General features: G+C 59.9%; 30 protein-coding genes. 16 read left to right on the top strand and 14 right to left on the bottom strand.

Annotation, left to right across the window (positions count from 1 at the left end; translation table 11 throughout):
• Positions 1-58: 58 nt before the first annotated feature.
• Genes rnd through ACSAMW_RS08390 form a run of 3 tightly spaced genes read left to right on the top strand, consistent with a single transcriptional unit; the run spans position 59 to position 2,447 of the window.
• Positions 59-1,195, top strand: coding sequence for a ribonuclease D (gene rnd, locus ACSAMW_RS08400; protein WP_500593521.1), 1,137 nt, complete (start codon positions 59-61; stop codon positions 1,193-1,195).
• Positions 1,192-1,485 (top strand): YcgL domain-containing protein, encoded by a 294-nt coding sequence (locus ACSAMW_RS08395; RefSeq protein WP_500593520.1) that lies wholly within the window; start codon positions 1,192-1,194, stop codon positions 1,483-1,485. Before rnd ends, ACSAMW_RS08395 begins: the two co-directional genes overlap by 4 nt.
• 29 nt (positions 1,486-1,514) lie before the next feature.
• The gene (locus tag ACSAMW_RS08390; protein ID WP_500593519.1) at positions 1,515-2,447 is read left to right on the top strand and encodes a D-2-hydroxyacid dehydrogenase; all 933 of its coding nucleotides are present in this window, start codon (positions 1,515-1,517) and stop codon (positions 2,445-2,447) included.
• A 5-nt stretch (positions 2,448-2,452) separates the two neighbouring features.
• Here ACSAMW_RS08390 and ACSAMW_RS08385 read toward each other — a convergent pair whose 3' ends face one another.
• Positions 2,453-3,049, bottom strand: coding sequence for a nitroreductase family protein (locus ACSAMW_RS08385; protein WP_500593518.1), 597 nt, complete (start codon positions 3,047-3,049; stop codon positions 2,453-2,455).
• Positions 3,050-3,215: 166 nt separating this feature from the next.
• On the opposite strand from ACSAMW_RS08385, the gene ACSAMW_RS08380 reads away from it, so the two are divergent.
• Positions 3,216-3,665, top strand: coding sequence for a YcgN family cysteine cluster protein (locus tag ACSAMW_RS08380; protein ID WP_168084821.1), 450 nt, complete (start codon positions 3,216-3,218; stop codon positions 3,663-3,665).
• Positions 3,666-3,723: 58 nt separating this feature from the next.
• On the opposite strand, the gene ACSAMW_RS08375 is transcribed toward ACSAMW_RS08380, so the two are convergent.
• Positions 3,724-4,227, bottom strand: coding sequence for a DUF2892 domain-containing protein (locus ACSAMW_RS08375; protein ID WP_500593517.1), 504 nt, complete (start codon positions 4,225-4,227; stop codon positions 3,724-3,726).
• Between the two features lie 59 nt (positions 4,228-4,286).
• Entirely contained in the window at positions 4,287-4,757 is a 471-nt protein-coding gene (locus tag ACSAMW_RS08370) for an RNA methyltransferase (protein ID WP_500593516.1), read from the bottom strand.
• Positions 4,758-4,935: 178 nt separating this feature from the next.
• On the opposite strand from ACSAMW_RS08370, the gene ACSAMW_RS08365 reads away from it, so the two are divergent.
• Positions 4,936-5,181 (top strand): hypothetical protein, encoded by a 246-nt coding sequence (locus ACSAMW_RS08365; protein ID WP_500593515.1) that lies wholly within the window; start codon positions 4,936-4,938, stop codon positions 5,179-5,181.
• Positions 5,182-5,186: 5 nt separating this feature from the next.
• On the opposite strand, the gene ACSAMW_RS08360 is transcribed toward ACSAMW_RS08365, so the two are convergent.
• Positions 5,187-5,651, bottom strand: coding sequence for a Crp/Fnr family transcriptional regulator (locus tag ACSAMW_RS08360; RefSeq protein ID WP_500593514.1), 465 nt, complete (start codon positions 5,649-5,651; stop codon positions 5,187-5,189).
• 31 nt (positions 5,652-5,682) lie between these two features.
• Positions 5,683-7,725: a S9 family peptidase gene (locus ACSAMW_RS08355; protein ID WP_500593513.1), complete on the bottom strand. Its 2,043-nt coding sequence runs from the start codon at positions 7,723-7,725 to the stop codon at positions 5,683-5,685.
• 111 nt (positions 7,726-7,836) lie between these two features.
• Between ACSAMW_RS08355 and ACSAMW_RS08350 the strand changes: the two genes are divergently transcribed.
• The 3 genes from ACSAMW_RS08350 to ACSAMW_RS08340 are packed head-to-tail and all read left to right on the top strand — an operon-like array spanning position 7,837 to position 9,696.
• Positions 7,837-8,364, top strand: coding sequence for an MFS transporter (locus ACSAMW_RS08350; protein WP_500593512.1), 528 nt, complete (start codon positions 7,837-7,839; stop codon positions 8,362-8,364).
• 24 nt (positions 8,365-8,388) lie between these two features.
• Positions 8,389-9,165, top strand: coding sequence for a class II glutamine amidotransferase (locus ACSAMW_RS08345; protein ID WP_500593511.1), 777 nt, complete (start codon positions 8,389-8,391; stop codon positions 9,163-9,165).
• 9 nt (positions 9,166-9,174) lie between these two features.
• A complete protein-coding gene (locus tag ACSAMW_RS08340) occupies positions 9,175-9,696 on the top strand; it encodes a DUF2937 family protein (protein WP_500593510.1) in 522 nt (173 codons plus the stop codon).
• Positions 9,697-9,802: 106 nt separating this feature from the next.
• Here the strand turns inward: ACSAMW_RS08340 and ACSAMW_RS08335 are convergent, their stop codons facing one another.
• The 3 genes from ACSAMW_RS08335 to ACSAMW_RS08325 form a co-directional block, all read right to left on the bottom strand.
• Positions 9,803-10,981 carry a vWA domain-containing protein gene (locus ACSAMW_RS08335; protein WP_500593509.1) on the bottom strand — a complete coding sequence of 393 codons (1,179 nt, stop codon included), beginning with the start codon at positions 10,979-10,981 and terminating at the stop codon, positions 9,803-9,805.
• 13 nt (positions 10,982-10,994) lie between these two features.
• Positions 10,995-11,840 carry an AAA family ATPase gene (locus tag ACSAMW_RS08330; protein WP_500593508.1) on the bottom strand — a complete coding sequence of 282 codons (846 nt, stop codon included), beginning with the start codon at positions 11,838-11,840 and terminating at the stop codon, positions 10,995-10,997.
• A 131-nt stretch (positions 11,841-11,971) separates the two neighbouring features.
• Positions 11,972-13,048 (bottom strand): DUF748 domain-containing protein, encoded by a 1,077-nt coding sequence (locus tag ACSAMW_RS08325; protein ID WP_500593507.1) that lies wholly within the window; start codon positions 13,046-13,048, stop codon positions 11,972-11,974.
• A gap of 134 nt (positions 13,049-13,182) precedes the next feature.
• Here ACSAMW_RS08325 and cysK point away from each other — a divergent pair, with 134 nt between their 5' ends.
• The 3 genes from cysK (at position 13,183) to ACSAMW_RS08310 (ending at position 15,926) form a co-directional block, all read left to right on the top strand.
• Positions 13,183-14,157 (top strand): cysteine synthase A, encoded by a 975-nt coding sequence (cysK, locus tag ACSAMW_RS08320; protein ID WP_500593506.1) that lies wholly within the window; start codon positions 13,183-13,185, stop codon positions 14,155-14,157.
• A 92-nt stretch (positions 14,158-14,249) separates the two neighbouring features.
• On the top strand, positions 14,250-15,188 hold the full coding sequence (locus tag ACSAMW_RS08315) for an aspartyl/asparaginyl beta-hydroxylase domain-containing protein (RefSeq protein WP_500593505.1): 939 nt from the start codon (positions 14,250-14,252) through the stop codon (positions 15,186-15,188).
• Between the two features lie 210 nt (positions 15,189-15,398).
• The gene (locus ACSAMW_RS08310; protein WP_500593504.1) at positions 15,399-15,926 is read left to right on the top strand and encodes a GNAT family N-acetyltransferase; all 528 of its coding nucleotides are present in this window, start codon (positions 15,399-15,401) and stop codon (positions 15,924-15,926) included.
• A 30-nt stretch (positions 15,927-15,956) separates the two neighbouring features.
• Here the strand turns inward: ACSAMW_RS08310 and ACSAMW_RS08305 are convergent, their stop codons facing one another.
• Together ACSAMW_RS08305 and ACSAMW_RS08300 are read right to left on the bottom strand one after the other, a co-directional pair.
• Entirely contained in the window at positions 15,957-16,826 is an 870-nt protein-coding gene (locus tag ACSAMW_RS08305; protein WP_500593503.1) for a DUF6279 family lipoprotein, read from the bottom strand.
• 85 nt (positions 16,827-16,911) lie between these two features.
• Positions 16,912-17,631, bottom strand: a complete 720-nt coding sequence (locus ACSAMW_RS08300; RefSeq protein ID WP_500593502.1) for a TorF family putative porin — start codon at positions 17,629-17,631, stop codon at positions 16,912-16,914.
• A gap of 246 nt (positions 17,632-17,877) precedes the next feature.
• Here ACSAMW_RS08300 and ACSAMW_RS08295 point away from each other — a divergent pair, with 246 nt between their 5' ends.
• From ACSAMW_RS08295 to def, 4 genes are all read left to right on the top strand, one after another.
• Positions 17,878-18,717 carry a CvfB family protein gene (locus ACSAMW_RS08295; RefSeq protein ID WP_500593501.1) on the top strand — a complete coding sequence of 280 codons (840 nt, stop codon included), beginning with the start codon at positions 17,878-17,880 and terminating at the stop codon, positions 18,715-18,717.
• A gap of 117 nt (positions 18,718-18,834) precedes the next feature.
• Positions 18,835-19,017, top strand: a complete 183-nt coding sequence (locus ACSAMW_RS08290) for a CsbD family protein (RefSeq protein ID WP_168084804.1) — start codon at positions 18,835-18,837, stop codon at positions 19,015-19,017.
• A gap of 120 nt (positions 19,018-19,137) precedes the next feature.
• Positions 19,138-20,076 (top strand): YihY/virulence factor BrkB family protein, encoded by a 939-nt coding sequence (locus ACSAMW_RS08285; RefSeq protein WP_168084803.1) that lies wholly within the window; start codon positions 19,138-19,140, stop codon positions 20,074-20,076.
• A 6-nt stretch (positions 20,077-20,082) separates the two neighbouring features.
• Complete coding sequence (def, locus tag ACSAMW_RS08280; RefSeq protein WP_500593500.1) at positions 20,083-20,610, top strand: peptide deformylase; 528 nt, start codon at positions 20,083-20,085, stop codon at positions 20,608-20,610.
• An 89-nt stretch (positions 20,611-20,699) separates the two neighbouring features.
• On the opposite strand, the gene alkB is transcribed toward def, so the two are convergent.
• From alkB to ACSAMW_RS08260, 4 genes are all read right to left on the bottom strand, one after another.
• Positions 20,700-21,359, bottom strand: a complete 660-nt coding sequence (gene alkB / locus ACSAMW_RS08275; RefSeq protein WP_500593499.1) for a DNA oxidative demethylase AlkB — start codon at positions 21,357-21,359, stop codon at positions 20,700-20,702.
• A gap of 3 nt (positions 21,360-21,362) precedes the next feature.
• Entirely contained in the window at positions 21,363-23,195 is a 1,833-nt protein-coding gene (locus tag ACSAMW_RS08270; protein ID WP_500593498.1) for an ABC transporter ATP-binding protein, read from the bottom strand.
• A gap of 53 nt (positions 23,196-23,248) precedes the next feature.
• Complete coding sequence (locus ACSAMW_RS08265) at positions 23,249-23,812, bottom strand: peptidylprolyl isomerase (RefSeq protein ID WP_500593497.1); 564 nt, start codon at positions 23,810-23,812, stop codon at positions 23,249-23,251.
• A gap of 135 nt (positions 23,813-23,947) precedes the next feature.
• Positions 23,948-24,871, bottom strand: coding sequence for a LysR family transcriptional regulator (locus ACSAMW_RS08260; protein WP_500593496.1), 924 nt, complete (start codon positions 24,869-24,871; stop codon positions 23,948-23,950).
• A 134-nt stretch (positions 24,872-25,005) separates the two neighbouring features.
• Here ACSAMW_RS08260 and ACSAMW_RS08255 point away from each other — a divergent pair, with 134 nt between their 5' ends.
• Positions 25,006-25,860 carry an EamA family transporter gene (locus ACSAMW_RS08255; protein ID WP_500593495.1) on the top strand — a complete coding sequence of 285 codons (855 nt, stop codon included), beginning with the start codon at positions 25,006-25,008 and terminating at the stop codon, positions 25,858-25,860.
• The last annotated feature ends 3 nt before the right edge of the window (positions 25,861-25,863 follow it).

The following is a 25,863-nucleotide window of genomic DNA, read 5'->3' as shown; positions in this document are numbered from 1 at the left end:
CCTGTAACGATCCCTGCGCGCGGCGTTATACTGCCCCGCATTGTTCGAGGAGAGGCTTGTGGCCATAGCGATAAAGTGGGTCTGTGACAACGAGGCGCTGGCGCAGCAGTGTGCTGCCTGGCGAACACTGCCTTTCATCGCACTGGATACCGAATTCGTGCGGGTAGACACGTTCTATCCACGGGTGGGCTTGTTGCAGATCAGCGACGGGCACACTGCCTTCCTGATCGACCCGCTCAGTATCTCTCAGTGGGCGCCGCTGGCCGAACTGCTGGCTGCCCCGGCTGTGGTCAAGGTGTTGCATGCGTGCAGCGAAGACCTTGAAGTGCTGGCCCGGCTGACCGGCCAGCTACCCACCCCCCTGTTCGATACCCAGCTGGCGGCTGCCTACCTGGGGCTTGGCTTCTCTATGGGTTATTCGCGGCTGGTGCAAGACGTACTGGGTATCGAGTTGCCCAAAGGCGAAACACGCTCGGACTGGTTGCAACGGCCTCTATCGGAACTGCAAGTCAGCTACGCGGCCGAAGACGCCCTGCACTTGGCAGAGGTGTACCAGGCACTACGCCCCCGCCTGAGCGATGAGCGATTTGCCTGGGTGCTGGAAGACGGCCATGAACTGGTGGCTCAGTGGGGCCGGGAGGTTGACCCGCGTGAGCTGTACCGGGATGCCCGCCTGGGCTGGAAGCTCAACCCCCGGCAACTGGCTGTGCTGCGTGAGCTGTACGCCTGGCGCGAAGAGCAGGCCCACCTGCGTGATGTGCCGCGCAACCGGGTGATCAAGGAGCAGACCCTATGGCCCCTGGCACGTTTCCAGCCCAACAACCTGACAGCGCTGGCCAAGGTTGAGGAGATGCACCCGCGCACCATTCGCCAGGATGGCGAGACCTTGCTTGAGCTCATTCGCCAGGGTGCGCTCACGGCCGAGGAAGACCTGCCTGCACGGCTGCCAGACCCGCTGCCGATGGAAGCCTCTGGCCTGGTCAAGCAATTGCGTGCCGTGGGGCAGGCCGAGGCCGAGCGCCTAGGCATCGCCCCGGAGCTGGTGCTGCGCAAGAAGGTCATCGAAGCGCTGTTGCGCAGCGGCTTCCCCCATGGCCCCTACACCCTACCTGACAACCTGCGTGGCTGGCGGCGCGAACACTTGGGCCAGGCCCTGCTTGATAGCCTGGCCAGTGCCGGAGAAGAACACCCTTGAAACGTATTTGCTCGATCTACCGCAGCCCGAAAAAAAACGAAATGTACCTCTATGTGCTCAAGAGCGATGCCTTGGCGCGCGTACCTGAAGGCCTGTTGGCCGGGTTTGGCAAGCCTGTGCATGCGTTCGACCTAGTGTTGACGCCCGAGCGCGCCTTGGCAAGAGAGGACATCACCAAGGTGCTGGCCAACCTGGACACGCAGGGGTACCACCTGCAAATGCCGCCGCCGGAGGAGGAATACATCGAACACCTCCCTGAAGAACTGTTGCGGCGAAACGACCCGGTCTGACGCTCCCACTCTGTTTCCAAGGTTTACCCATGCGTGTGCTTATCGCGGAGCAGGCTTTTGCCGCCTACACCGCTCTTTTAGAAACAAAGGCCCCTGGCCTGAACGTGTTTACCAGCGATGATTCAGCAGAGCTGTCCCGCATGGCCTCGGACTGCCCAGTATGGCTAGGCCAGCCTGACCTGCTGGCCAGCCTGTTGCGTCAAGGGCACCGGCCCCAATGGGTACAGTCCACATGGGCTGGCATAACGCCCCTGTTGGCGCTGGGCCTGCCTCGCGATTATCGCCTTACCCGCGCCGTGGGCATCTTTGGCCAAGTAATGGCCGAATACGTGCTTACGTATGTGCTAGGGCATGAGCGCAAGGTCATGACCCGTGTGGTCAGCCAGGTGGAGCGCCAGTGGGACAGTCGCCCTGCCGCCAGCGTGGCCGGGCGCAAGGCATTGATCGTCGGGGTAGGTGACATTGGTCGCAGCGTGGCCCACTGCCTGTCCGTATTGGGTATCGAGGTGTACGGCATCGCGACAGCGCCGCGGGACCTGCCCCCCTTCAAGGAGGTGGCCGCACTTGACGCCTTGCCACGGCTGGTAGGGGAGGTGGATTACGTGATCAACCTGCTGCCAGACACCTGGCCCACCCGGGACCTGTTCGATGCCAAGGTGTTCGCCGCCTTCAAGCCTGACGGGTTGTTCATCAATATTGGGCGAGGTTCATCGGTGGTGGATGCCGACCTGGTTCAGGCCCTGCGTGAGGGCCACTTGGCCGGTGCTGTGATCGACGTATGTCGGCAAGAGCCGCTCCCGCGACAGCATCCTTTCTGGACGGCCTGGGGCTTGCTGCTTACCGGGCACACGGCCGGGCCGACGTCGCCCCCGTTGATGGCTGACCTGTTTCTCGAAAACCTAGCGGCCTTCGAGGCAGGGCAGGCCATGCGCGGTGTGGTGGACTTCGATCGAGGCTACTGAAGGTATCAGTCGAAGGCGAAATCGCCGCCTCTGGCCAGTTCACTGACAGGCCGCCGTGGGCTTGGCACTTCGCGGCCTTGCAGGTACTCCGGCAGGCTGCTCTTGTCACCCAGCTTGCCCACGGCCACCGCCGCGTGCAGGTCGTAGCCTTCCGGTACCTTCAGCTCTGTGCGGGTCTTGGCCTGGTCGAAACCGGCCATGCCGTGGGTGTAGTAACCGCTCAGGCTTGCCTGCAAGGCGAAGTAGGCCCACGCGGAGCCGGTGTCGAAGGTGTGCCACAGTGCCGGGCCTTCTTCAGTGGCCCCCGGTGGCGTAAAGGTGGTTTTCGACGCAATGATTACCAAGGCAGAGGCGTGCTGTGCCCAGTTGCGGTTGAACTCGTTGAGCAGGCCCAGGTAGCGATCCCAGTCCGGGGTGTCCCGGCGCGCATACAGGAACCGCCAGGGTTGCGAGTTATAGGCCGAAGGTGCCCAGCGTGCCGCTTCGAAAAAGCTCAGCAGGGTGTCTTCGGCAATGGGCTCCGGGTTGAAAGCACGTGGGGACCAGCGGTCCAGAAATTGCGGGTCGATAGCATGGTCGGCAACGCGTGGGGTATCGGGCATGGCTGATCTTCCTGAGAGAGAAGACAGCAACCTACTCAAGCCGACCCCAGCTGGCAAGCAATGGCTACCAGTAGTCGTAATCGCTTCCCCCGGCCGCTACACATCACTAGACTTGCGCCGCTTCCGCCGATGCACCTGTCGGCGCGCTTTCGTCTCAGGAACGCCCATGGCCGCAAAAGTAGAACCTTTCTGGATGCGCAAAACCCTCGACCAGCTCGATGCGGGGGAATGGGAGTCGCTGTGCGATGGCTGTGGCCTGTGCTGCCTTCAAAAGCTGGAAGACGAGGACGATGGCAGCGTGTATTACACACGCATCGCCTGCCGCCTGCTGGATCGCGATACCTGCCGTTGCAGCGACTACCCCAACCGCAAGCTGCAGGTGCCAGACTGCATTCAGCTCACCCCGGACCAAGCTGACGAGTTCAAGTGGCTGCCACCGACCTGCGCTTACAGGCTGGTCAGCGAACGACAGGACCTGCCCCTATGGCACCATCTGGTATGTGGAGACCCTCAACAGGTGCACAAGCAACGGGTGTCCCAGGCTGGGCGCATGCTGAGCGAGAATGCGGTAGCGCCTGATGATTGGGAGGAGCACCTGATTTTCAGGGCGGGTTGAGGCGAGTGTATGGTGAACCTGGCGCGGTACTGGCAGTACCGCGCGTGGGTGGCGCGATTCAGACTTTGGGCGTGTTCAGGCTGTCGTTGCCCGTCACTGTAGCGGATTGGGTTGCTGCCTCGGCGTTGTCTTTCAGCTTGCTGGCTTTGTCTTCAACGTCCCGTTTCACGTCCTGGGCTTTGTCAGCGGCCGTGTCTGTCACGTCTTTTGCTTTAGCCACGGCGGTGTCTTTGACCTCTTTGGCCTTGTCCACTGCGTCGCCCGTCAGCTCCTTGAGCTGGTCGCCGGCGCGTTCGATGTTGCCGCGCAGGCCGTCCAGTTCTTCCCGACCCTTGGCCAGCAGGGTTTTGGTTTTGCTGCGGCCGGTAAAGCCACGGGCGAGGGCTACACCCCCCAAGGCAATCTGAATCAGCCCGAGGAAACCGCCGCGGCGGATGCCTTTGCCCACCAACATTGCGCCACCCGCGATGGAGCCGGCACGTTCCCAGCCATGGACGTTGGTGTCATCAGTGGTAGAGGTAGGCAGGGCTTCTACAGCTTCAGTGATAATGTCTTTGCTCATTAGGGGTCTCCGGCGATTGAACGTAATCAGCAGACCCCTGAACACCGTAGCTGTTCCGCTTATTTGAAGCGCGGCCCGGAACGGGTATTGTTGCCTTTGGCCAAGCGATCGTACAACACCACATTCACCGTCGCTGCCAGGTTCATGCACCCTTCGGTGGGGATGTAGATGGTTTCTTCGCACCACTGCCGCAGGTCTTCATCCAGGCTGCCGTCTTCAGGGCCGAAGATGTACAGGGCGCGATCCGGGTGGGTATAGGTCGGCAGAGGCCGTGCATCCGGCACCAGTTCTACCGCAACCGGCACACAATCGAGGGGCAGGATCGCGCGCAGATCGTCTACGCCAATCAACGGAATATCGTAGTGCACACGTTTGGTGTCGGTGATGAAGTCCCTTGCCCGCTCGTAACGGCGGCCCGTATAGAACACGGAATTGACCCCATAGCAGCCCGCCGCGCGCATCACCGAGCCTACGTTCTCCGGGGACTTGGGGTTGGACAACCCAATGCAACTGTATCGCTTGTTACCCACGGCCAGGCCCTGCTTGAAAAGTGCGCGATTATCGGGGGGCGGCAAGCGCCAGGCAAGCGCTAGCCGGCATGCCGCCGATAAAGCTTTTTGCCTGCACTGTGATGGCGTTCACATAAGGCTTGCCGTAAGTCGTGGGCAGGGATAGCTTTACGCCTTATTTCAGCAGTGCAAGGCTGCCATGACTCGACCTCTTTTTCTGCTGTTGCTGTCACTGCTCACCTCGGCGGCCAACGCGGCGACCGAGGCGCCCGCGACGGTGGATGCAGCACCCCCCGTGCCTGCCAATGCACCCACTACTACGCCTGTGCAGGGCGGCCCCGGCGCCACGGCCTCGCCAGCGAGCCCAGCCGTGCCCTTGCCAGAGTTGCAGGTTCCTCAGCCACCACCGGTTAGCCCGGCGGCTGTCCAGAAAGCCACCGGCTAGCGGGCTTAGGACAAGCGTTGGCCGTCAGCCATGCGCAGGCGCTTGGACAGTGCAACGGCCAGCGCCCGGATCACCTTGGCAGCCACTTTCGGCGCCTCGTTCATCATCTTTTCCAGGGAGTCTTTGCCCAGGCTGAGCAACTGGCAGTCGGTGGCCGCCGTGCAGGTCGCTGACCGGCGCTCACCATCGAGCACGGCCATTTCTCCGAACGACCGGCCCTTGCGCAACAAGGCGATCTCCACCTGGTTGCCGTCGGCATCGGTCTTGGCGACCGATACATTGCCGTAATGAATGATGCACATGAAGGTGCCCGCGTCACCCTCTTCGAACACACGGGTACCTTGGTCCATGGAAACGATGCTGAAGTAGCCAGCGGCTACTCCGCAGTCATCGGGGTGCAATTGGCTGAACAGCCCGCAGTCCATGAGCATGATGCGGATTTCGTTGTTCAGTGAAGCGGCGTTTGCCATGCTGATGCCTTCGCTATGCCGTGATCGTGATTTACACCAGTTTAAGCACCTTGAGTACAAACCCATACTCAAGGGCGACATCGCGCAGGCCTTGGTAACGCCCGCTCATGCCACCGTGGCCTGCGCCCAGCTCTGTCTTGAGCAGCAACAGGTGGTTGTCGGTCTTGAGTTCGCGCAGCCGTGCCACCCATTTGGCAGCCTCCCAATACGCTACTCGGCTGTCGTTGTAGCCCGCCACTGCCAGCAGGTGAGGGTAGGCCTGAGCCTTCACATTTTCGTAGGGGGCATAGGCCTGGATACGGGTATACACCTCGGGCTCCTGCGGGTTGCCCCATTCGTCGTATTCGGTCACGGTCAGGGGCAGGTCTGGGTCCAGCATGGTGTTGAGGGTATCCACGAAAGGCACTTCGGCAATGGCTGCTGCGAACAGTTCGGGGCGCTGGTTCAACACTGCACCGATCAACAGCCCGCCTGCGCTGCCGCCGCTGATCACCAACTGGTCGGCGCGGGTAATGCCGTTACTGATCAAGTGCTCGGCACAGGCAATGAAGTCTGTGAACGTGTTGTGCTTGTTGGCCTGCTTGCCTGCCTGGTACCACTGCTCCCCCAGTTCGCCACCGCCACGTACGTGAGCGATGGCAAACCCTATGCCGCGGTCCAGCAGGCTCAAGCGGGCATGGGAGAACCAAGGGTCCAGGCTTTCGCCATAGGCACCGTACCCATACAGGTACAGTGGCATCGGCTCACCCATACGGTTGCGGCGGCGCACCAGGCTGATGGGCACCTGGGTCCCGTCCGGGGCAGTGGCCCATAGGCGTTCGCTCAGGTAGTCGTCGGCATTGAACGCGCCCAGTACCGGTGTTTGCTTGAGCACCACCTGCCCGCCATCGGCCAGGCTTAGCTGGCGCACCTGCCCCGGGCGGTTCAAGGCTTCATAGCGCAGGCGCATGTGGTCGCCTGTGAATTCCAGGGTGTCCTGCACATACAGGCTGTAGGCGGCATCCGGAAGCTGTACGCGGTAGTCCGCTGCGCCTGCAGGGTGTACCTGGACGATGGGAAGGCCGCCTTCGCGCAAGCTCAGCACGTAAGCCCGATGGTTCAGGCTGAAGCCATCCAGCATGCGGGTCGGGCTATGGGGCACCAGCAATTGCCAACGGTCTTCGCCGGGTACGCCTGTGTCGCCTGGGGCCTGGTACAAGGCAAAGTTCAGGCCGTCCCGGTTGGTGCGTATGAACCAGGCCCATTGGCCATTCAACTGGCCATGGTCAATGTCGTAGTCATGCCCTTCGCGGCGTTCTGCCACGCAAGCGAAAGGCTTTTCGGGGTGTTCTGCGTCCAGTACCCAGGCTTCTGCGGTGGTCTTGCTATTGATGTGCAGCACCAGTTGCCGCTCGGAGCTGGACCGATAGCAATGCAGGAAGAAGCGCCCATCGGCTTCCTCGAATACCTGCTCTGCGCCTGGCGTCCCCAGGCGGTGCCGGTACAGGCGGTAAGGGCGGTGGGTGTCGTCGTGGGTGGAAAAGAACAGGGTGGTGCTGTCGTTGGCCCAGGTCATGCTGCCGGCGCAGTCTTCGAATGGCAGATGCTCCACCTCGCCGCTGGCCAGGGTTTTCACGAACAGCTGATACACCTCGTCTCCTTGGGTATCCAGGCTATAGGCCAGGCGCTGGTGGTCCGGGCTGACACTGAAGGCGCCCAGGGACAGGAACCCACCGTTTGCCAGGGCGTTGGGGTCCAGTAGCAGTTCTTCCTGTGTGGCATCCACGGTGAGCGAACCATCAGCCGGGCGCGGCGCACGGTAATGGCGGGCGTATTCGTCGCCTGCCGTGGTACGCGAATAATACAGCCACGGGCCCCAGGGGGAGGGCAGGCTCAGGTCGGTTTCCTGGATGCGGCTGCGGATTTCCTCGAACAGGGCTTCGCGCAAGGGCGCCTGGTCAGCCAGCTGTGCGTCCAGATAGCTGTTTTCGGCACGCAGGTGCTCCAGCACTTCGTCGCTGTCTTTGTGCTGCAACCAGGCATATGGGTCGTTCCCATCGGCCTTGCGAGCAATCGGGGGCATCGGCTGTGACATGCGTGTGTCCTCACTGTGGCAACGCGGCGTGGCCACGCGGGCCAGCGGCACTGCGCCGTCGGCCAAAAGCCGTTATCATAAGCGTCACTTTGCTGCCATGCCACGAGCACCATGACCGAGAACGATTATTACATTGCCTGGGGCATCTATGCCGTTGCCGCACTGGGCTGCCTGCTGGTGTGGTTCCGCCTTACCGGCTGGATGTGGCGATGGCTTCGTGAACCCCTGCGGGTACTGGGCGCCGCCTTGCTGCTGACCCCTACCGTGGTAGATCCGGCCAAGGATCAATATGCGCCGGCCGTCGCCATATCTGCGCTGGACCTGGTATTCAAGGTCGCCGGCAACGCCTGGCGGGCCATCTCGGACCTGGCCATGTACAGTGTGATAGCGCTGGCGGCGTATGTTGTGTTTGCGTTGGTCCGCTGGCCGTTGGAGCGCAGTGCACGTGCTCGCCGGGCAGAGCGTGAGGCCGCCGCCGAGCGGCAGGCAAAACTGGCAGAGGCTGACGCCGGCGTGCCTTACGAGCCACTGCAGGCCACCGCACCAGCACCCGGCCGTTACGATGCGGACCCACGCCCGGTCACTGGCACGCCACGGCGCCCGCCGGACACCGGCTTGCGAGTAGAACCCAGGCTTTGACACGCTAACGTTTCGGGAGGCTTTATGTGCGAATTGCTTGGCATGAGCGCCAATGTGCCTACCGACATTGTATTCAGCTTCACCGGCCTGATGCAGCGAGGCGGCCGCACCGGGCCCCACCGTGATGGGTGGGGTATCGCATTTTATGAAGGCCGCGGCCTACGGCTGTTCCAGGACCCGACCCCCAGTTGTGACTCCCGCGTAGCAGAGTTGGTGCAGCGCTACCCTATCAAGAGCGAAGTGGTGATCGGCCATGTGCGCCAGGCCAATGTGGGCAAGGTGTGCCTGGCCAACACCCACCCCTTCGTGCGTGAGCTCTGGGGCCGCAACTGGTGCTTTGCCCACAATGGGCAATTGACGAACTTCGTACCCTCACCCGGCTTCTATCGCCCTATTGGCGACACGGACAGCGAAGCTGCCTTCTGCGACTTGCTCAACCGTGTGCGCACCGCGTTTCCCGAGGCTGTGCAGGAAGAATACCTGCTGCCTGTTCTGGTAGAGGCGTGCGCCCACTACCGCCGGCTAGGTGTGTTCAACGGCCTGCTGAGCGATGGCGACTGGTTGTTCACCTTCTGTTCTACCAAACTGTCCCACATTACCCGGCGGGCACCTTTCGGGCCCGCCCGGCTCAAAGACGTGGACGTGATCGTGGACTTTACCGCTGAGACCACACCCGATGACGTGGTAACGGTGATTGCCACCGAACCGCTCACCGAAGATGAAACCTGGCACCGCCATGAGCCAGGGCGCTGGGCGCTGTGGCGGGGCGGTGAGTGCGTGTCTGAAGGCCATATCGAATAAGGATGCTCCATGCTGCGTAGTTACCTTCGGCTGATACTGTTCGCGGTGGGTTTGCTGGTAGGGGTGCAAGTGCCCGGTGTGATCAATGACTATACCCAGCGGGTGCAGGCGCACTTGATCGAGGCGCAGCGGGCCCTGGAAGGCTTCAATGAAACGGCCCGCAAGTTCTTCAACGGTGACCTGCAGGCCCTGGTACAGCATTACCAGAGCAGCGAGGACCCTGTGTTCCGCAGCGATGCCCAGAGCGTGGCGGGGCTGGTCAACCGCGAGCTGGCGTTGGAACAGGAATGGCAGGCGCTGCAAGGCCATTGGTACGAACGGGCCTGGCATGTGGCGACGGCAGCTGATCGGCAGATCCGCGATGAAACTTTAAGCAACTATGACTACCGCGTGCCCCTTTCGCCTGAAGCCATTGCCTGGGGCATTGTGGTGGCGTTGTTGCTGGCTGCCGCTGTGGAATGGTTGCTTATTGGCGTGGGGTACACCTTTGGTATCCGGCCAAGAAAGCCCATCCCTGAGAGCTGGCGGTAGGCGCCTATGTTCGCAGGCTAGCGCCTATTCCTACAAAAGCCATTCCCTGCCTGGTCACCTTGTAGGACTAGGCGAAGCCTGGGAACAAGCACCGGCTGATGGCCCCTCACTTGGCCAGGTAGCGCATTCCCTCTTCCAGGCCTGCCAAGGTGAGGGGGTACATGTGGTTGTGTACCAAGGTTTGCACCACGCGGGTTGAGGCGGTGTAGTGCCAGGTGTCCTGAGGGTAGGGATTGAGCCAGATGATCCGGCGGAATTTGTCCTGAAAGCGGCGCATCCATACCTCACCGGCCTCTTCGTTCCAATGCTCCACACTGCCGCCTGGGTGAGTGACTTCATACGGCGACATTGCTGCGTCACCGATAAAGATCACTTTGTAATCAGCGCCATAAGTGTGCAAAAGGTCGTAAGTGGCGGTGCGCTCCGAAGTGCGGCGCAGGTTGTTCTTCCATACGTCTTCGTAGACGAAGTTATGAAAGTAGTAATACTCCAGGTGCTTGAACTCGGCCTTGCAGGCAGAAAACAGCTCTTCACAGGTTCTTACATGGGCATCCATGGAGCCGCCAATGTCGAACAACAGCAGCAGTTTGATACTGTTGCGCCGTTCCGGCCTCAGCTGGATGTTCAACAAGCCACCATCGCGGGCGGTGTGGTCGATGGTGCCATCGATGTCCAGTTCATCAGCAGCGCCGTGGCGCGCGAACTTGCGTAGCCTGCGCAGTGCCAGCTTGAGGTTGCGCGTACCCAGCTCTACCTGATCGTCCAGGTTCTTGTAGTCCCGCTGGTCCCATACTTTCGCCGCCTTGCCCTGCCGTTGGCCTTCGTTGCCGACCCGAATGCCCTCGGGGTGATAGCCGCCGGACCCAAAGGGGCTGGTGCCGCCTGTACCGATCCACTTGCTTCCCCCGGCATGGCGCGCGGTCTGTTCTGCCAGGCGCTGCTTGAACGCTTCAATCAGTTGGTCCAGGCCACCCAGGGTCTGGAGCTGGGCCCGTTCTTCGGCGCTCAAGGAGCGCTCGAACGCCTTGCGCAACCAGTCTTCTGGAATCATTGCTTCCAGGTGCTCGCCGAGGTTCTGAAGGCCATTGAAGTAGGTGGAAAACGCGCGGTCGAACTTGTCGAAGTGGCGCTCGTCCTTCACCAGAATGGCTCTGGCCAGGTAGTAGAAGGCGTCCATGTCGGCAAACACAACGTGGTGCTCAAGCGCTTCCAGCAGGTCCAGCCATTCGCGCAGGGATACGGGTACCTTGGCGGCGCGCATTTCATTGAACAGGTTCAGCAGCATGGCGTGCGCCCCATCAGCGATTGTGACGCCGGCTCATGAAGGCCAGGCGCTCTAGCAGCTGCACATCCTGTTCATTCTTGACCAAGGCACCGGCCAGCGGCGGAATGGCCTTGGTAGGGTCGCGCTCGCGCAGCACGGCTTCGCCAATGTGGTCAGCCATCAGCAGCTTGAGCCAATCCACCAGCTCGGACGTGGAAGGCTTTTTCTTCAGCCCTGGCACTTTGCGCACATCAAAGAACACATCCAGTGCTTCACTGACCAGGCTTTGCCGAATACCAGGGAAATGCACGTCCACAATCTTCTGCAAGGTATCCCGGTCCGGGAAGGCAATGTAATGAAAGAAACACCGGCGAAGGAACGCGTCGGGCAGTTCCTTTTCATTGTTGGAGGTAATGATAATGATCGGGCGATGACGGGCACGGATGGTTTCATCCGTTTCGTATACGTAGAACTCCATCTTGTCGAGTTCTTGCAGCAGGTCGTTGGGGAACTCGATATCCGCCTTGTCGATTTCATCGATCAGCAGAATCACCCGCTCCTCGGCCTCGAAGGCTTCCCACAACTTGCCCTTCTTCAGGTAGTTGCGCACATCGTGAACCTTGTCGACCCCCAGTTGGGAGTCCCGCAGGCGGCTGACCGCATCGTATTCGTACAAGCCTTGGTGAGCCTTGGTGGTGGATTTGATATGCCAGGTAATCAACCGCGCCCCGAAGGCCTCAGCCAGCTGCTCGGCCAACAAGGTCTTGCCTGTGCCAGGCTCGCCTTTGACCAGCAAGGGCCGCTCAAGGGTAATCGCCGCGTTCACGGCCAGTTTCAGATCAGCAGTGGCTACGTAGGTGGGCGTGCCTTCGAATTTCATGCAGAGGTCCTTTTGGTTCAAGCTTCAAGCTTCAAGCTTCAAGCTTCAAGCCGCAAGCCGCAAGCCAATCTGCCTTTACTTGCAGCTTATAGCTTGCAGCTTGTGGCTTATAGCTTGCCGCTAAAAACCGGTCAATCTTGGCTAGGCGGCGCCTGCTCGTACCGGGCATTGAACGCTTGTACAAATCCATTGCGCAGGATTTCCCAGAAGGCCTGCAATGGGCTGATGTCCTGGCGATGAACATTGCCGCTCAGGTCTACACGGGTGGCGAACTGGTTTTTGCGCTGGTTCTTGAGCACTGTTTCCGTACCCCCTACCAAGGCTTCCCATACCGAACGGAAGAACCCTTTGTTCTTGTTTTCCACGTCCTGCTGCCAATTGAAGACGTCTACATCACGTAGCAGAGGCTTGATGTAGCCCGATAGCTTGCCATTGGTTGCCTGGGCTTCGATCACCACGTCCCCGTGGCCTGCGTTGAAGTCGAATTTGCCATAGGCCGAGGCGAAGTCGTTCACGCGCTTGAGTTCGATGTCTGTCACGCGCAGGCGGAATTCGAAATCCTCGAAATTGTTGAACGGGTCGAAGGTGGCCTTGGCGTCCAAAGGGGCCTGGCCGAACAGCACGGCCTTGCCCTCGAAGCGGGCGTCGCGTTTGCCGTCGGAGTCCTCGACATTGGTGAGGTTGTACAGGCTGGCGTTGATATCGGTAGCGGCCAGCTTAACCGGGGGTTTGGAGGTGAAGTTGTTGAAGGTGATCTTGCCGTTATCGATCCGAATCTCGTTCAGGGTGATCGGCAGCAGTTTTTCCAGCTGCGCGCGCCAGTCGGTACCGGCACCGGTCTGAGACGCCTGCTTGTTCTCGCCCCCGTCCACAAAGTTGAGCGCCGGTTGCATAAACGCGATACGGGCCACTACTGCATGGTCGTACCAGAGCGCGTGCCAGCTCACGGCAATGTCGGTTTGCGGAATGTCTACCAGGGGTACCGGCACCTTGCCGTCCACTTTGGTCACGCGCAGGCCGTTGATGGAGTAGGCACCGCGCCACAGGGCAATGTCCACGTCATCCACGTGGCCGCTGTAGGCGCCCATGTCATGCAGCTTGTCGTTGAGATAGTCCCGCACCAGGAAGGGCAGGGCGATATGTACGATAACCAGCAACACAACCAGGGTGACAATGGCCACAAGGGGCCAGCGATAGCGACGTTTCATGGGAGCAGCTCCTTCAGCATGCTCAATGGACTTTCTGGCGCCCAAAGCGTTCGGCTTGCCGGCACTGGACGCCTTCCTGGTGCAAGCTTACCCTGCTGGCCACCTCAGGTTCCGACGTTCACAAAGGATATGGCATGAGCCGCATTTTCTCTGACAACGCCCACGCCATCGGCAACACGCCGTTGGTACGGATCAACCGGATCACACCACTAGGGGTAACGATCCTGGCCAAGATCGAAGGCCGCAACCCTGGCTATTCCGTGAAATGCAGAGTGGGCGCCAACATGATCTGGGACGCCGAAGCCGATGGCCGCCTCAAGGCGGGCATGACCATCGTAGAGCCTACGTCGGGCAACACCGGCATTGGCCTGGCATTCGTGGCGGCGGCACGCGGCTATAAGCTGCTGTTGACCATGCCTGCCTCCATGAGCCTGGAACGGCGCAAGGTACTCAAGGCCTTGGGGGCCGAACTGGTGCTCACCGAGCCTGCCAAGGGGATGAAGGGTGCCATCGAGAAGGCCGGGGAGATTCTGGCCAGCGACCCTGCCCAGTATTTCATGCCGCAACAGTTCGAAAACCCGGCCAACCCGGGCATTCACGAAAAAACCACGGGGCCGGAAATCTGGAACGACACGGAGGGTGCGATCGATGTACTGGTGGCCGGCGTGGGCACCGGCGGCACCCTCACCGGCATCTCTCGCTACATCAAACACACCCAGAAAAAACCAATCCTGTCGGTGGCTGTGGAGCCTATAGGTTCACCTGTGATTACCCAGGCCATGGCCGGCGAGGAGATCAAGCCCTCGCCCCACAAGATTCAAGGCATAGGGGCAGGGTTTGTGCCGAAGAACCTGGACCTGAGCCTGGTGGACAAAGTAGAGCTGGTCAGTGACGACGACGCCAAGGCCATGGCGCTGCGGCTGATGCGTGAGGAAGGCATTCTGTGCGGCATTTCCTGCGGCGCGGCCATGGCGGCGGCTGTGCGGCTGGCTGAGCAGCCAGGGATGCAAGGCAAGACACTGGTGGTGATTCTGCCGGACTCAGGCGAGCGCTACTTGAGCAGCATGCTGTTCAGCGACCTGTTTACCGAGCAGGAAAACCAGGCCTGAGGATGACGCTGGTCAAGCGGTGCCGTCACTGACCTGTGCGGAAGGCGGCTACGGGTTTATCATGGCCGACTGCCAAACCCCAGGAGCACCGCATGACCCTCTCGTTCACCGTCAAGGCCCTTGTGCTGCTTGTGTTCATAGGCAGCACGCTCTATGTGCACCTGCGCGGCAAGGCACGGCTGCCGGTGCTGCGCCAGTTCGTTAACCACTCGGCGCTGTTTGCCCCCTATAACGCGCTGATGTACCTGTTTTCCAGCGTACCGTCCAAACCTTACCTGGACCGTACGCATTTCCCCGAGCTGGATGTGCTGCGTGACAATTGGGGCGATATTCGTGAAGAAGCCATGCGTCTGTTTGACGAGGGCTATATTCGGGCCGCAGAAAAGAATAACGACGCGGGCTTTGGCTCCTTCTTCAAGAAGGGCTGGAAGCGCTTTTACCTCAAGTGGTATGACAAGCCATTGCCTTCAGCTATGGCGTTGTGCCCCCGTACCGTAGCCTTGGTGAGCGCTATTCCCAATGTGAAGGGTGCCATGTTCGCGCTGCTGCCAGGCGGCAGCCATCTCAACCCGCACCGTGATCCTTTTGCCGGCTCGCTGCGGTACCACTTGGGCCTGGCGACGCCCAATTCGGATGACTGCCGCATCTATGTGGACGGCCAGCCCTACGCTTGGCGGGACGGGCAGGACGTGATGTTCGATGAGACCTACGTGCACTGGGTAAAGAACGAAACCAACGAAACCCGTGTGATTCTGTTCTGCGACATCGAACGCCCGCTCTCGAACCGTTTCATGACCCGTATCAACCGCCGTGTCAGTGCGTTCCTGGGCCGTGCTACCGCACCGCAGAACCTAGATGACGAACGTGTGGGCGGCATCAACCAGGCTTATGCGTGGAGCAAGCGCTTCAGTGACCGCACCAGCAGCGGCGTGAAGCAGTTCAAGCGCAAACACCCCAAAGCCTACCGGGTGCTTCGCCCAGTGCTGGCAGTGGCGGTGCTGACGGCACTGGGGTACTGGCTGTTCGGCTGATCCAGGCTGGTTTTGGGACAGGCATCACAAATATGTCCGATAGTGGCACTTTAGCTCAACGGAGCGGCACTTTTGCATCAGTAGGCTGCCTCACGTCCGGGTAAGCTTGCAGTGCCGGGTGGTTGGATCCATCATGCATGCTTTACCTGATGGAGCTGTGCTTGCGATGGATTCCTCGCACTTCGGGAATTTTTTCAGGATGTCTGTTTTATGACGTTTTGCCTGGTAAGGACGGCGCGCCTCACTGACTGTGTGGCTTTGCGTGCTGTTCATGCAAACCCTGCTCATGGTATTTCCGTACCCGCAGACAACGACCCCGACCTGTGTGGGTTGTTGGCCACCACCTTGGGGCGCTACCCGTTCCTGGTGGCCGAGTGTAACGATTCAATAGTGGGCTTCGCCTACGCCCGTGCCCACAAGGCCTCCTTGGCATTACGCTGGTCTGTGGACATCACCGTCTACATGACGCCCCAAGGCCGTGAAGCGGGCATGCTGCGTTCCCTGTATCGCCTGCTGCTAGAGCACCTGCACGAGCAGGGTTACCTGGCGGTCTACGCCGGCTTGGCAGTAACAGATACCGCTGCAATTGCTGCCCACGAAGCTTTCGGGTTCGTTCATATCGGCTTAGGGCAGGCGCTGGATATGCGCGGAGACGCCGAGTACTGGTGCCTTACGTTGGGTGGGGCTGCTCCTCAGGCTGTTGGCCGCTTCCCGGGGTTCGTTCGCACATTTACTTAAGCAAGCGGGGCAACACCGAGCCACTGGGCACTACCGTTTCCTGAGGCACCGAAGCGCAGCAAAGCGATCGCGCAAGGCCTGCAGTTGCTGGCTGAGGGTCTGCCGTTGCCGGGCGTCACTGGCGTTCATCACTGCAATGGTCAGTTCCCGGGCTGCGGCCTGGCTGTGGGCACGGTCGGCACGGTAGGTCTCAGTCCACAGGGTGTCACGGTGTTGCAGCAACTGGGCCACCTTGTCGTCGAACCCCGGTTGATCTCGTTGGGCCAACGCCGAGAGCAGCGCTTGCTGCCAACGTGAGCGAGCCTCCAATGCAACCTGATTATGGTTGCCCAGGCTCACGGACCATTGCTCGATCGCTGCTTGCTGGTCGGCATTGATGTCGCCCAGCCAAGGTTGCAAGCGCTTGCGCATGCGCTCGGTTCGGTCCTTGGCTTGCTGAACCATTGAGGGGCTGACCTGCTCGTTACGGCGTTTGGCAATATCTTTTGCAAAGGCCTCCCGCAGTTCGGCCACCTGGTTATCGTCGAGGTTTTTCAGCAGTTGCACGGCTGAAGGCGTAATTTGCCGGGCGATATCCTGAGCGGCCTGTTCGCCTTCCTGGGTAAGGGTTTGAAGGTCGTTGTCACTGACGTGTTGCGTGGCCACTTGTGCCTGCAGGCGATCCAGCCAAGGCAGGTAACCGGGAAGTTGCGTCTGGCAGTGCCAACGCAAGTGGTCTTCCAGTTGTTTGTCGAACCAGGCCTTCTGGCTCCGGTTCATGTCCAGGTAGTCATCCAGGGACCAAGGGATGAGGGTATCGAGGTTGCGGTAGGCCAGGTCCATACGGGTACAGGCCGCGCAGGCCAATAGGGCAACCCCGGCGAGCAGCATTACAACGTGACGTACTGCAGAACTTCTCATCGTTTTCCCCATAGTGGCGGCTACAGCCGTGCTTACAGCCGTGCTAACCGTAGAACGGTTGCCGCCGCTACGCCACCTGGGGTGCTTAGAAGAAGGCGCGCTGAGCCTTAAGCATCACCATACTGTCGCAGGCCGGGTTGTGCCCCGAATACGCCACACACTGGCTACCTTGGAGGTCCGACGCGCTGTATATGAGGTTCAGGTCCACCCCCATCAAGGGGCGGGAGACCTGCATGGACCAGTCACTGTAGCCGTCGACCAAGTCACCGTTGCCCAGGGAATAAGGTGTTGTCAGGTCGTAGCGGGTAACTTTAACCGTCACGTCAACGTCCACCAGTGGCAATTGGCCAAGGTCGGCGAACAATGTACCCGACCGGCTACCCACTGCCTGGCTGAAGGCGGCGCCAAAGCGGCTATCGAACACACGCATGCCTGCATACAGTTGGTGGCTGTTGCCATTGGCCACGTCTGGGCGGGCATAGCTGATCATGCCCAGCTCGTAACCGAAGTCCGGTACCAGGCGGCGTTTATAGCCTAGGTAGCTGTCCAGCTCGAAGTCGCTGTCTGGGGTAAGGCCAACGCTGGGAGACCATTGGCCTGCATACCAGCCGCTGTCATGGGTGATGTCGATACCACCGTGAAAGGACCCGGCCGTTCCAGGCGCGACCAGCCCCTGGGCCATGCTACGTGTAGGCGTGGTACCCAGCTTGAGGTCGAAGTCGCCCAATTCACGCTGTATCGTTTGAGCATAAAGGTGAGGTGCGGCCAACAGGCCAGCGGTCAGCATCAGGCTGCGCTTGAGCATGCGTGTCTCCCCTGGCACAGGGCGCGAGGTTGCTGCGTAATGCTCGCAACGGTCAATGTGAGGCGCAAGGGCCGGTTTAGACGGCTCAGAGGATACCTCTGATTGCCTCGGAATGAGCACCGCTCGTCGATTTGGCCTGTTCCTCCCAGCCGGGTGACTTTGGCCTGCAGCTACTCAGTAGCGTGTGCAGGCGTTAACGCGGCCGCTGTGGGTTACACTAGCGGCTTGTCAACATAGGTGTCGGTCATGGCTTTGGTAGGTCGCTACAACAGCTTGCAAGTGGTCAAGCATACGGATTTCGGGTTGTACCTGGACGGTGGTGCGGACGGGGAGATTCTGCTGCCCAACCGCTATATCCCCAAGGACACGCCCCATGAGGTCGAGGACTGGCTGAATGTGTTCGTGTACCTGGACAGCGAAGACAAGTTGCTGGCGACGACCGAGCGCCCCAAGGCTCAGGTAGGCGAATTCGCCAGCCTGAAGGTGAAGGAGATCAATGCCATTGGCATTTTCCTGGACTGGGGTTTGCCTAAAGACCTGTTGCTGCCTTTTTCAGAAGAAAAGCGGCAGATGAAAGTGGGCGACTATGGCATCGTGCATCTGTTCCTGGACCGCCGTACCCGGCGGATCACGGCCAGTGCCAAAGTGGATCGCTACCTGGACAAGTCACCGGCGAACTACAAGGTGGGCCAGGCAGTGAACATACTGGTGGCAGCCCAGACGGACCTGGGGTTCAACGCCATCATCGAAAACGCGCACTGGGGCCTGATCCACAAGAACGAAGTGTTCAAGTTCCTGCGCAGCGGCATGCGTGAAACGGCCTACATCAAAGAGGTGCGAGAGGATGGCAAGCTTGCTCTGAGCCTTCAGCCCGTGGGGCAACAGGCGGTGGAAGGCTTGCAAGGTCAGATTCTCAGCGCCTTGGAAAAGGCTGGCGGCAGCCTGCCATTGAGCGATAAAAGCGAGCCGGAAGTGATCGCCCAACAGTTCGGCGTCAGCAAGGGCAATTTCAAGAAGGCCATTGGCGCGTTATACAAAGCCGGAAAGCTCGTGATACGGCCCGATGGCATTGCTTTGGTGAAATAACCCTTCGTCGGGGCGCAAGAATGTTTTAAAAAAAACTTTGAAACTCGCGAGCGTAGCGGTGTGTCAATCCTTATGCCGATTGAATTGATTTCAATCCACATTCTAGGAGTAACACTCATGAGTGGCACTGGCGACAAAATCAAAGGCAAAGCGAACGAACTGGCTGGCAAAGCACAGCAGGAAATTGGCAAGGCCACTGGCAGCACCGAAACTCAGGCCAAGGGCGCAGCCCGTGAAGTGAAGGGCGATGCCCAGCAGGTCAAGGGTGAAGCCAAGGATGCCATCAAAGGCAAATCCTGATACTGAGTAGCGTTACGCACTACCCCGGCGGTCATCTCAGGATGGCCGCCGTGCGTTTCGGGCGAGGCAAATTGAATGGACTGGCTCAATGAGCCAAGGGGCACGACACAGGAGCGCCGGATGATTTTCCCAGACATGAAAAAACTGCCCTTGGGCAAGGTACTGATCCGTACCGTAAAGGAATTCTCCAACGACGAAATGCCCACGTACGCCTCGGCGCTGGCGTACCAGATGCTCTTTTCTTTATTCCCGTTCCTGCTGTTCCTGATCGCCATGATCGGTTTTTTACACCTTCCTGATTTCTTCTCCTGGTTGCGTGAACAGGCCAGCCTGGTGCTGCCCGGCAAGGCCCTGGATTCGGTTAACCCTGTCATTGACCAGCTTCAACAGTCCAAGGGTGGGTTGCTGTCTTTCGGGATCATTGCAGCCTTGTGGACGGCCTCTGCAGCCGTACGTTCGCTGATGAGCGCTATGAACGCGGCATATGACGTGGCCGAAGGGCGCCCGCTGTGGAAACGCCTGCCGCTGTCAGTGCTGTACACCGTGGGGCTGGCCGGCATGCTGTTATGTGCAGCGGCCTTGATGGTGCTGGGGCCTCAGGTGATGAACTGGATCGCCGGGCAAATCGGTTTGGAAAGCATCACCGTAACGATCTGGACCATCGCACGCTGGCCAGTGGTGGTGTTGTTGCTGACCCTAGCTGTCGCCCTGATGTACTACCTGATGCCTGATGTGGACCAGCGCTTCCGCTTCCTCACCCCAGGGGCCGTGCTGGCGGTAGTAGTCTGGATTCTGGCATCCATGGGCTTTGCCTATTATGTGACCAACTTTGCTGACTACAACGCCATGTACGGCAGCATCGGGGCGATCATTATCCTCTTGCTGTATTTCTACATTTCCTCCGCAGTGCTGCTCCTTGGGGCTGAAATGAACGCGGTGATTGAGCACATGTCTGAGGAAGGCAAGGATAAAGGTGAAAAAGCCCCAGGTGAGCCTTCTGAAGGCGCCCCTGAGGAGAAGGCCGGCCTCGCCGGAGGACCTGCTTCCGCCAATCAGTGAGGCACTATGATTCGCGAAATCCTGAAGATGGGTGATGAGCGCCTGTTGCGTATTGCCCAACCTGTTCCAGCGGCCCTCTTGGGCAGCCATGAGCTGGATGAACTGGTCGCGGACATGTTCGCGACCATGGACCAGGCCGGCGGAGTAGGGCTGGCTGCGCCTCAGATCGGTGTAGATCTGCAAGTGGTAGTGTTCGGCTTCGAACGTACTGCCCGTTACCCCTCTGCCGCCGCGGTAGAGCGCACGGTGTTGATCAACCCCTTGATAACTCCTTTGGGACCGGAGCGGGAGGAGGGATGGGAAGGGTGCCTGTCCATTCCTGGGCTGCGTGGAACCGTGCCGCGTTATACCCATATCCGCTATGAAGGCGTGGATGCTCAAGGGGTGCCCTTACAGCGAGAGGCCCACGACTTCCATGCCAGGGTAGTGCAGCACGAATGCGATCACCTGATAGGGCGGCTGTACCCTTCTCGCATTACGGACTTTAGCCGCTTTGGCTTTACCAGCGTGTTGTTTCCGGAGCTTGAAGGTTAGGCAAATCAACTGTTCGCAGGCTGGCGCCTACTCCTACAAACAAGGCCTGACACACCGATTGTCATCAAAGCGGCCTGTGAACGGCCCGTCTAGAGGTCAACCTTGCGGAAGGTGAGGTTCAGGCGCCTTGCACCTGTGAGCGGGTGCTCGCCTTGTTTTACAGGGGAGACACCATGGAACCTGAGCCGGTCTTCGCCCCCCCACACGACAACGTCTCCATGCCGTACCTCATAGCGTTGTACAGGGTCTGTGCGCCGGGCGCCACCGAACAGAAATACGGCAGGTAGCCCTAGAGACACAGAGACGATAGGGGCACTCAGGTCTTGTTCGTCTTTGTCTTGGTGCAGTGAGAGGCGAGTACCCGCTGTGTAGGTGTTGATAAGGCAGGCATCGGGTGTGAAGGCCGGATAACCCGCTGCCTCGGCCGCCTGCGTAGCCAGTGATAAGAACATAGGCGGCAGTGTGGGCCATGGGCGTTGTGTAAGCGGGTCCATGGGGGTGTATTGGTAACCGCGCAGGTCACTGGTCCATCCCAAACGGCCACAGTTGGTCATGGCGACAGACATCGTGAAACCGCCGGGCGTGACCAGATGCCGGGGTGGGCTCGCCTGATGCACATCTTCAACCGCGTCTACCAGTTCACAGGCAGACGCCAGCGCGAAACCTTCCAGCAACCAGGCGCCGGGGCCTAGTTGCTGCCGGCTGCCCGTGCTGCGAGGCAGGTCGGAGAACAAGTCCAGTGTGAACATAGGTCAGTCCACCCCAACGAACCCACCGGTCTGGTGGCGCCACAGCCGGGAATACAACCCCTTGTGCGACAACAGCTCAGTGTGAGTTCCCACTTCCACCACTCGGCCTTTGTCCATCACCACCAAACGGTCCATCTGCGCGATGGTGGAGAGGCGGTGCGCAATGGCAATCACCGTTTTGCCTTCCATTAACGTTTCCAGGCTTTCCTGAATGGCCGCTTCCACCTCAGAGTCCAGGGCGGACGTCGCCTCGTCCATGATCAAGATGGGCGCATTCTTTAGCAATACCCTGGCAATGGCGATACGTTGCCGCTGGCCGCCTGACAGCTTCACACCACGTTCGCCCACATGGGCATCCAAACCAACGCGACCCTGTGCGTCGGTCAAGGTCGCCAGGAATTCGTCCGCACGTGCCTTGCGCAAAGCCTCCCATAAATCTTCGTCTGTGGCCTCAGGGCGGCCATAGCGCAGGTTGTCACGGATGGAGCGGTGGAGCAGGGCGGTGTCTTGGGTAATCAGGCCAATCTGCTCACGCAGGCTCTCCTGTTTTACATGGGCGATGTCCTGATCGTCGATCAGGATGCGACCACTTTCCAGGTCGTACAAACGCAGCAACAGGTTCACCACAGTGGACTTCCCGGCACCCGAAGGGCCGATCAACCCGATGTTTTCGCCAGGCTTGATTTCCAGGTCCAGGCCACTGATAACACGCCCTACCTTGCCATAGTGGAATTCGGCTGCTTCAAAGCGAACGCCGCCCTGGCCGATTTTCAAAGGGGGTGCATTGGGCAAATCGGTCACGCTCAGGGGCTGGGAAATCGTCTGCAGGCCGTCTTGTACGGTGCCGATGTTCTCGAAAATCCCATTGACCACCCACATGATCCAGCCAGACATGTTGACGATACGGATCACCAGGCCCGTAGCCAGAGCAATGGCGCCCACGGTCAGCAGGCTTTCGGTCCACAGCCACAGGGCCAGGCCTGTGGTACCGACGATCAGCAAGCCATTCAACGTGGTGATCACGACGTCCATGCTGGTGATAACGCGGCTGGCCAGCTGGGTTTTCTCGGTTTGTTCGCTCATGGCCTCCTTGGCGTATTCCTGCTCAAGCTTGGTATGGGCAAACAGTTTGAGGGTGGTGATGTTGGTGTAGCCGTCTACCATGCGCCCCATCAGTTTGGAGCGGGCATCTGAAGACACCACCGAGCGCTCCTTTACCCTGGGCACGAAGTACCACAGGGCGATCACATAGCAGAAGATCCAGGCCAGCAGCGGAATCATTAGCCGCCAATCGCTTTCTGCAAACAGTACCAGGGAGCTGATGGCGTAGATCGCGACGTGCCACAGCGCATCCACGGCCTGCACTGCAGAGTCACGCAATGAGTTGCCCGTCTGCATGATGCGGGTGGCAATGCGCCCTGCGAAATCGTTCTGGAAGAAGTTCATGCTCTGCTTGAGCACATGGCTATGGTTTTGCCAGCGAATCATGCTGGTCATACCTGGGGCGATGGTCTGGTGCACCAGCAAATCGTGAAGGCACACGAATACCGGGCGAATAATCATGGCCACGATCAGCATCCATGCCAAGGCACCCCAGTGTTCACTGAAGAAATTCTCGCGCGGGGTGCTGTTCACCATATCGATGATGTCACTGAGGTAGCTGAACAACGCCACCTCGATCAGCGCAGCGATCAGGCCAACGACTAGCAGGGCTGCGAAGCTAGGCCACACCTGGCGCAGGTAATACAGGTAGAACGAGGTGACCTTGCCAGGCGGTGCGTCGGTAGGTGGGTCACGAAAAATGTCGATCCACTGTTCAAAGCGGCGGTACAGCATGGGCATCCCCTCAAGGTCTGAGAACCGCCCGAGGCCGGGCGGTAAGGCGCAGATCAGTCGATGCGCTTTGCGGTCTTGATCATGATCGGGTTGGTCGGCACGTTTTGCATGCCGCTACGCGTGGTGGTAGGGCTTTGGACAATGTTCGTGACCACATCCATGCCTTTGACCACCTTGCCGAACACAGCGTAGCCAAAGTCGCGGCCACCGTGGTCCAGGAACGCATTGTCATTAACGTTGATGAAAAACTGGCTGGTGGCCGAGTTCACATCGGCTGTACGGGCCATGGCCAGGGTGCCAGTCACGTTCTTCAAACCATTGTCAGCTTCGTTCTTGATAGGTGCCTGGGTCTGCTTCTCGTTCATGTTGCGGTCATAGCCACCGCCTTGAACCATGAACCCAGGGATAACCCGATGGAACTGTGTCCCGTTGTAATGGCCGCTGTCCACGTAGCTCAGAAAGTTCTTGGTGCTGATGGGCGCCTTGTCAGCGTCCAGCTCGATTTCGATCTGGCCCATGTCGGTATCCAACAGGACGTGGGGCTTGTTTGCCGGTGCAGCGTGAAGGGTAGCGGCGAACACCAGAGAGCAGGCAGACAGCACGAGTTGTTTGAACATGAAGGTAAGGCTTCCTTGGTTAAGGGTTAAAGCATAGGCGGTGTACTGCGCGAGGCAGCGCTACAGGATACCTGATGACCCTTCGATACCCTGTTATGGACTGCCTATGTTCTGCAGGTGTTCCCGTCGTGTGTGTCAGGGCTGAGCAGGGATAGGGAAGGGCGCGTCCAAAGGCGCGGTATCGAACGTGCGTAGCCATTGCACAAGGATCTGCGTGGCAGGCCCGAGCGGCTTTTCTTTACTCGCATAAAGGTGAAAAACAGGGTGCCGCGTGCCGCCTTGGTCCAAGGGAAGCGGCTTGAGCATGCCGTCGCGCAGCTCCCGTTCGATGATATGGCGCGGCAGCCAGGCAAAGCCCAGGCCGCTGCCTACGAAGCTGGCGGCCGTGGCCAGGCTGCCTACCGTCCACCGGTGCTCGGAACCCAGCCAGCCGACGTCGCGTGGCTGCTGCCGCCCGGAGTCACGAATCACCACCTGCAGCTGGCTTTCCAAGTCCTGAAAGGTCAGCTCACGGTTCATGCGGTGCAGAGGGTGTTCGGGGTGGGCAACTGCCACAAACTCCACAGCGCTCATTTCAGTGCCTAGGTAGCCAGGTATGTTGAAGCCGCTGATGGCCAGATCGGCGCTACCATCGAGCAACACCTCTTCAACGCCTGACAGCACCTCCTCTCGCAAGCGAACCCGGCAGCCCCGGCTCTGGGGCATGAAGGCGCTCAGGGCGCGTACCAGGCGGGCATTGGGGTAGGCGGCGTCCACTACCAGGCGGACTTCGGCTTCCCAGCCTTGCTCCATATGCTGAGCAAGGTCCTCCAATTGGCTGGCCTGCTTGACCAACTGCCGCGAACGCCGCAGCAGCACGGCTCCGGCTTCGGTAAGCACGGCCTTGCGACCGTCGATGCGCAGCAGCGGCACGCCTAGCTGCTCCTGCATGCGGCCCACGGTGTAGCTTACAGACGACTGGGACCGATGGAGGGCATTGGCCGCTTGCGCAAAGCCACCGTGGTCTACCACGGCCTGAAGGGTTCGCCATTGATCGAGGGTCACGCGGGGCGCTTTCATGTGCACAGGTCTGCCGGATTAGAGGGTATTTATTAAACAGGAAATTCGATGTTTGGCCTTACTTTTTGGCAAAGTTTCATCAAGTGAGCGCAAAGGCGTGATAAGGTCGCGCGCTTTTGCGAACTGGCCCGCGCATGCCTTACCTTCTTATTGTGACCCTTATCCAGGCGCTGTCCTTTAGCCTGATCGGCGAATACCTGGCCGGCCAGGTGGACAGCTATTTTGCCGTACTGGCACGGGTGGTCATGGCCGGCCTAGTGTTCCTGCCCCTCACTCGCTGGCGCAGCCTGGCAGCCCCTTTCATACGGCGTATGGTGCTGATCGGTGCGCTGCAGTTCGGCGTAACTTACGTGTGCCTGTACTTGAGTTTTCGTGTACTCACAGTGCCGGAGGTGCTGCTGTTCACCGTCCTTACACCCGTACACGTGACCTTGCTTCAGGACGCCTTGGAAAGGCGGTTCAATGGCTGGGCGTTAATGGCGGCTCTGGTGGCGGTAGCCGGTGCGGCGGTCATCCGTTTTGACGGCATCAGCGCGCACTTCTTGGGCGGGTTCTTGTTGTTGCAGGTGGCCAATTTTACCTACGCGGCAGGGCAGGTACTTTACAAACGCTTGCTCGCAAGCCACCCCCTGTCCGGCCCACATTATCAGGGGTTCGGCTATTTCTTCGTGGGTGCGCTGCTGGTGGCCCTGCCAGCATTTCTGGTGTTCGGCAACCCCGCACGCTTGCCTGCAGCGCCGTTGCAATGGGGCGTGCTCCTGTTCCTTGGCCTGGTGGCCACAGCCTTTGGCATGTATGCCTGGAACAGGGGCGCCAGCCAGGTACCGGCCGCTACCCTGGCGGTGATGAACAACCTGCACGTGCCTGTGGGGCTGCTGCTCAACCTGCTAGTGTGGAACCATAACGAGCCCCTTGGGCGGCTGGCTTTGGGCGGGTCGATCATTCTGTTATCGGTGTGGATCAGCCGGCGGCGCCTGATGGCCGTATAGTGC

It is taken from the genome of Pseudomonas sp. AB39(2026) (genome assembly GCF_059831485.1).
This window is presented reverse-complemented; position numbering and strand designations above follow the sequence as displayed.

Coding starts and splice junctions, on each gene's coding strand:
- ACSAMW_RS08390 (WP_500593519.1), top strand. CDS start 1,515: ATGCGTGTGCTTATCGCGGAGCAGGCTTTTGCCGCCTACACCGCTCTT.
- ACSAMW_RS08385 (WP_500593518.1), bottom strand. CDS start 3,049: ATGCCCGATACCCCACGCGTTGCCGACCATGCTATCGACCCGCAATTT.
- ACSAMW_RS08380 (WP_168084821.1), top strand. CDS start 3,216: ATGGCCGCAAAAGTAGAACCTTTCTGGATGCGCAAAACCCTCGACCAG.
- ACSAMW_RS08375 (WP_500593517.1), bottom strand. CDS start 4,227: ATGAGCAAAGACATTATCACTGAAGCTGTAGAAGCCCTGCCTACCTCT.
- ACSAMW_RS08365 (WP_500593515.1), top strand. CDS start 4,936: ATGACTCGACCTCTTTTTCTGCTGTTGCTGTCACTGCTCACCTCGGCG.
- ACSAMW_RS08360 (WP_500593514.1), bottom strand. CDS start 5,651: ATGGCAAACGCCGCTTCACTGAACAACGAAATCCGCATCATGCTCATG.
- ACSAMW_RS08355 (WP_500593513.1), bottom strand. CDS start 7,725: ATGTCACAGCCGATGCCCCCGATTGCTCGCAAGGCCGATGGGAACGAC.
- ACSAMW_RS08350 (WP_500593512.1), top strand. CDS start 7,837: ATGACCGAGAACGATTATTACATTGCCTGGGGCATCTATGCCGTTGCC.
- ACSAMW_RS08345 (WP_500593511.1), top strand. CDS start 8,389: ATGTGCGAATTGCTTGGCATGAGCGCCAATGTGCCTACCGACATTGTA.
- ACSAMW_RS08340 (WP_500593510.1), top strand. CDS start 9,175: ATGCTGCGTAGTTACCTTCGGCTGATACTGTTCGCGGTGGGTTTGCTG.
- ACSAMW_RS08335 (WP_500593509.1), bottom strand. CDS start 10,981: ATGCTGCTGAACCTGTTCAATGAAATGCGCGCCGCCAAGGTACCCGTA.
- ACSAMW_RS08330 (WP_500593508.1), bottom strand. CDS start 11,840: ATGAAATTCGAAGGCACGCCCACCTACGTAGCCACTGCTGATCTGAAA.
- ACSAMW_RS08325 (WP_500593507.1), bottom strand. CDS start 13,048: ATGAAACGTCGCTATCGCTGGCCCCTTGTGGCCATTGTCACCCTGGTT.
- cysK (WP_500593506.1), top strand. CDS start 13,183: ATGAGCCGCATTTTCTCTGACAACGCCCACGCCATCGGCAACACGCCG.
- ACSAMW_RS08315 (WP_500593505.1), top strand. CDS start 14,250: ATGACCCTCTCGTTCACCGTCAAGGCCCTTGTGCTGCTTGTGTTCATA.
- ACSAMW_RS08310 (WP_500593504.1), top strand. CDS start 15,399: ATGACGTTTTGCCTGGTAAGGACGGCGCGCCTCACTGACTGTGTGGCT.
- ACSAMW_RS08305 (WP_500593503.1), bottom strand. CDS start 16,826: ATGAGAAGTTCTGCAGTACGTCACGTTGTAATGCTGCTCGCCGGGGTT.
- ACSAMW_RS08300 (WP_500593502.1), bottom strand. CDS start 17,631: ATGCTCAAGCGCAGCCTGATGCTGACCGCTGGCCTGTTGGCCGCACCT.
- ACSAMW_RS08295 (WP_500593501.1), top strand. CDS start 17,878: ATGGCTTTGGTAGGTCGCTACAACAGCTTGCAAGTGGTCAAGCATACG.
- ACSAMW_RS08290 (WP_168084804.1), top strand. CDS start 18,835: ATGAGTGGCACTGGCGACAAAATCAAAGGCAAAGCGAACGAACTGGCT.
- ACSAMW_RS08285 (WP_168084803.1), top strand. CDS start 19,138: ATGATTTTCCCAGACATGAAAAAACTGCCCTTGGGCAAGGTACTGATC.
- def (WP_500593500.1), top strand. CDS start 20,083: ATGATTCGCGAAATCCTGAAGATGGGTGATGAGCGCCTGTTGCGTATT.
- alkB (WP_500593499.1), bottom strand. CDS start 21,359: ATGTTCACACTGGACTTGTTCTCCGACCTGCCTCGCAGCACGGGCAGC.
- ACSAMW_RS08270 (WP_500593498.1), bottom strand. CDS start 23,195: ATGCTGTACCGCCGCTTTGAACAGTGGATCGACATTTTTCGTGACCCA.
- ACSAMW_RS08265 (WP_500593497.1), bottom strand. CDS start 23,812: ATGTTCAAACAACTCGTGCTGTCTGCCTGCTCTCTGGTGTTCGCCGCT.
- ACSAMW_RS08260 (WP_500593496.1), bottom strand. CDS start 24,871: ATGAAAGCGCCCCGCGTGACCCTCGATCAATGGCGAACCCTTCAGGCC.
- ACSAMW_RS08255 (WP_500593495.1), top strand. CDS start 25,006: ATGCCTTACCTTCTTATTGTGACCCTTATCCAGGCGCTGTCCTTTAGC.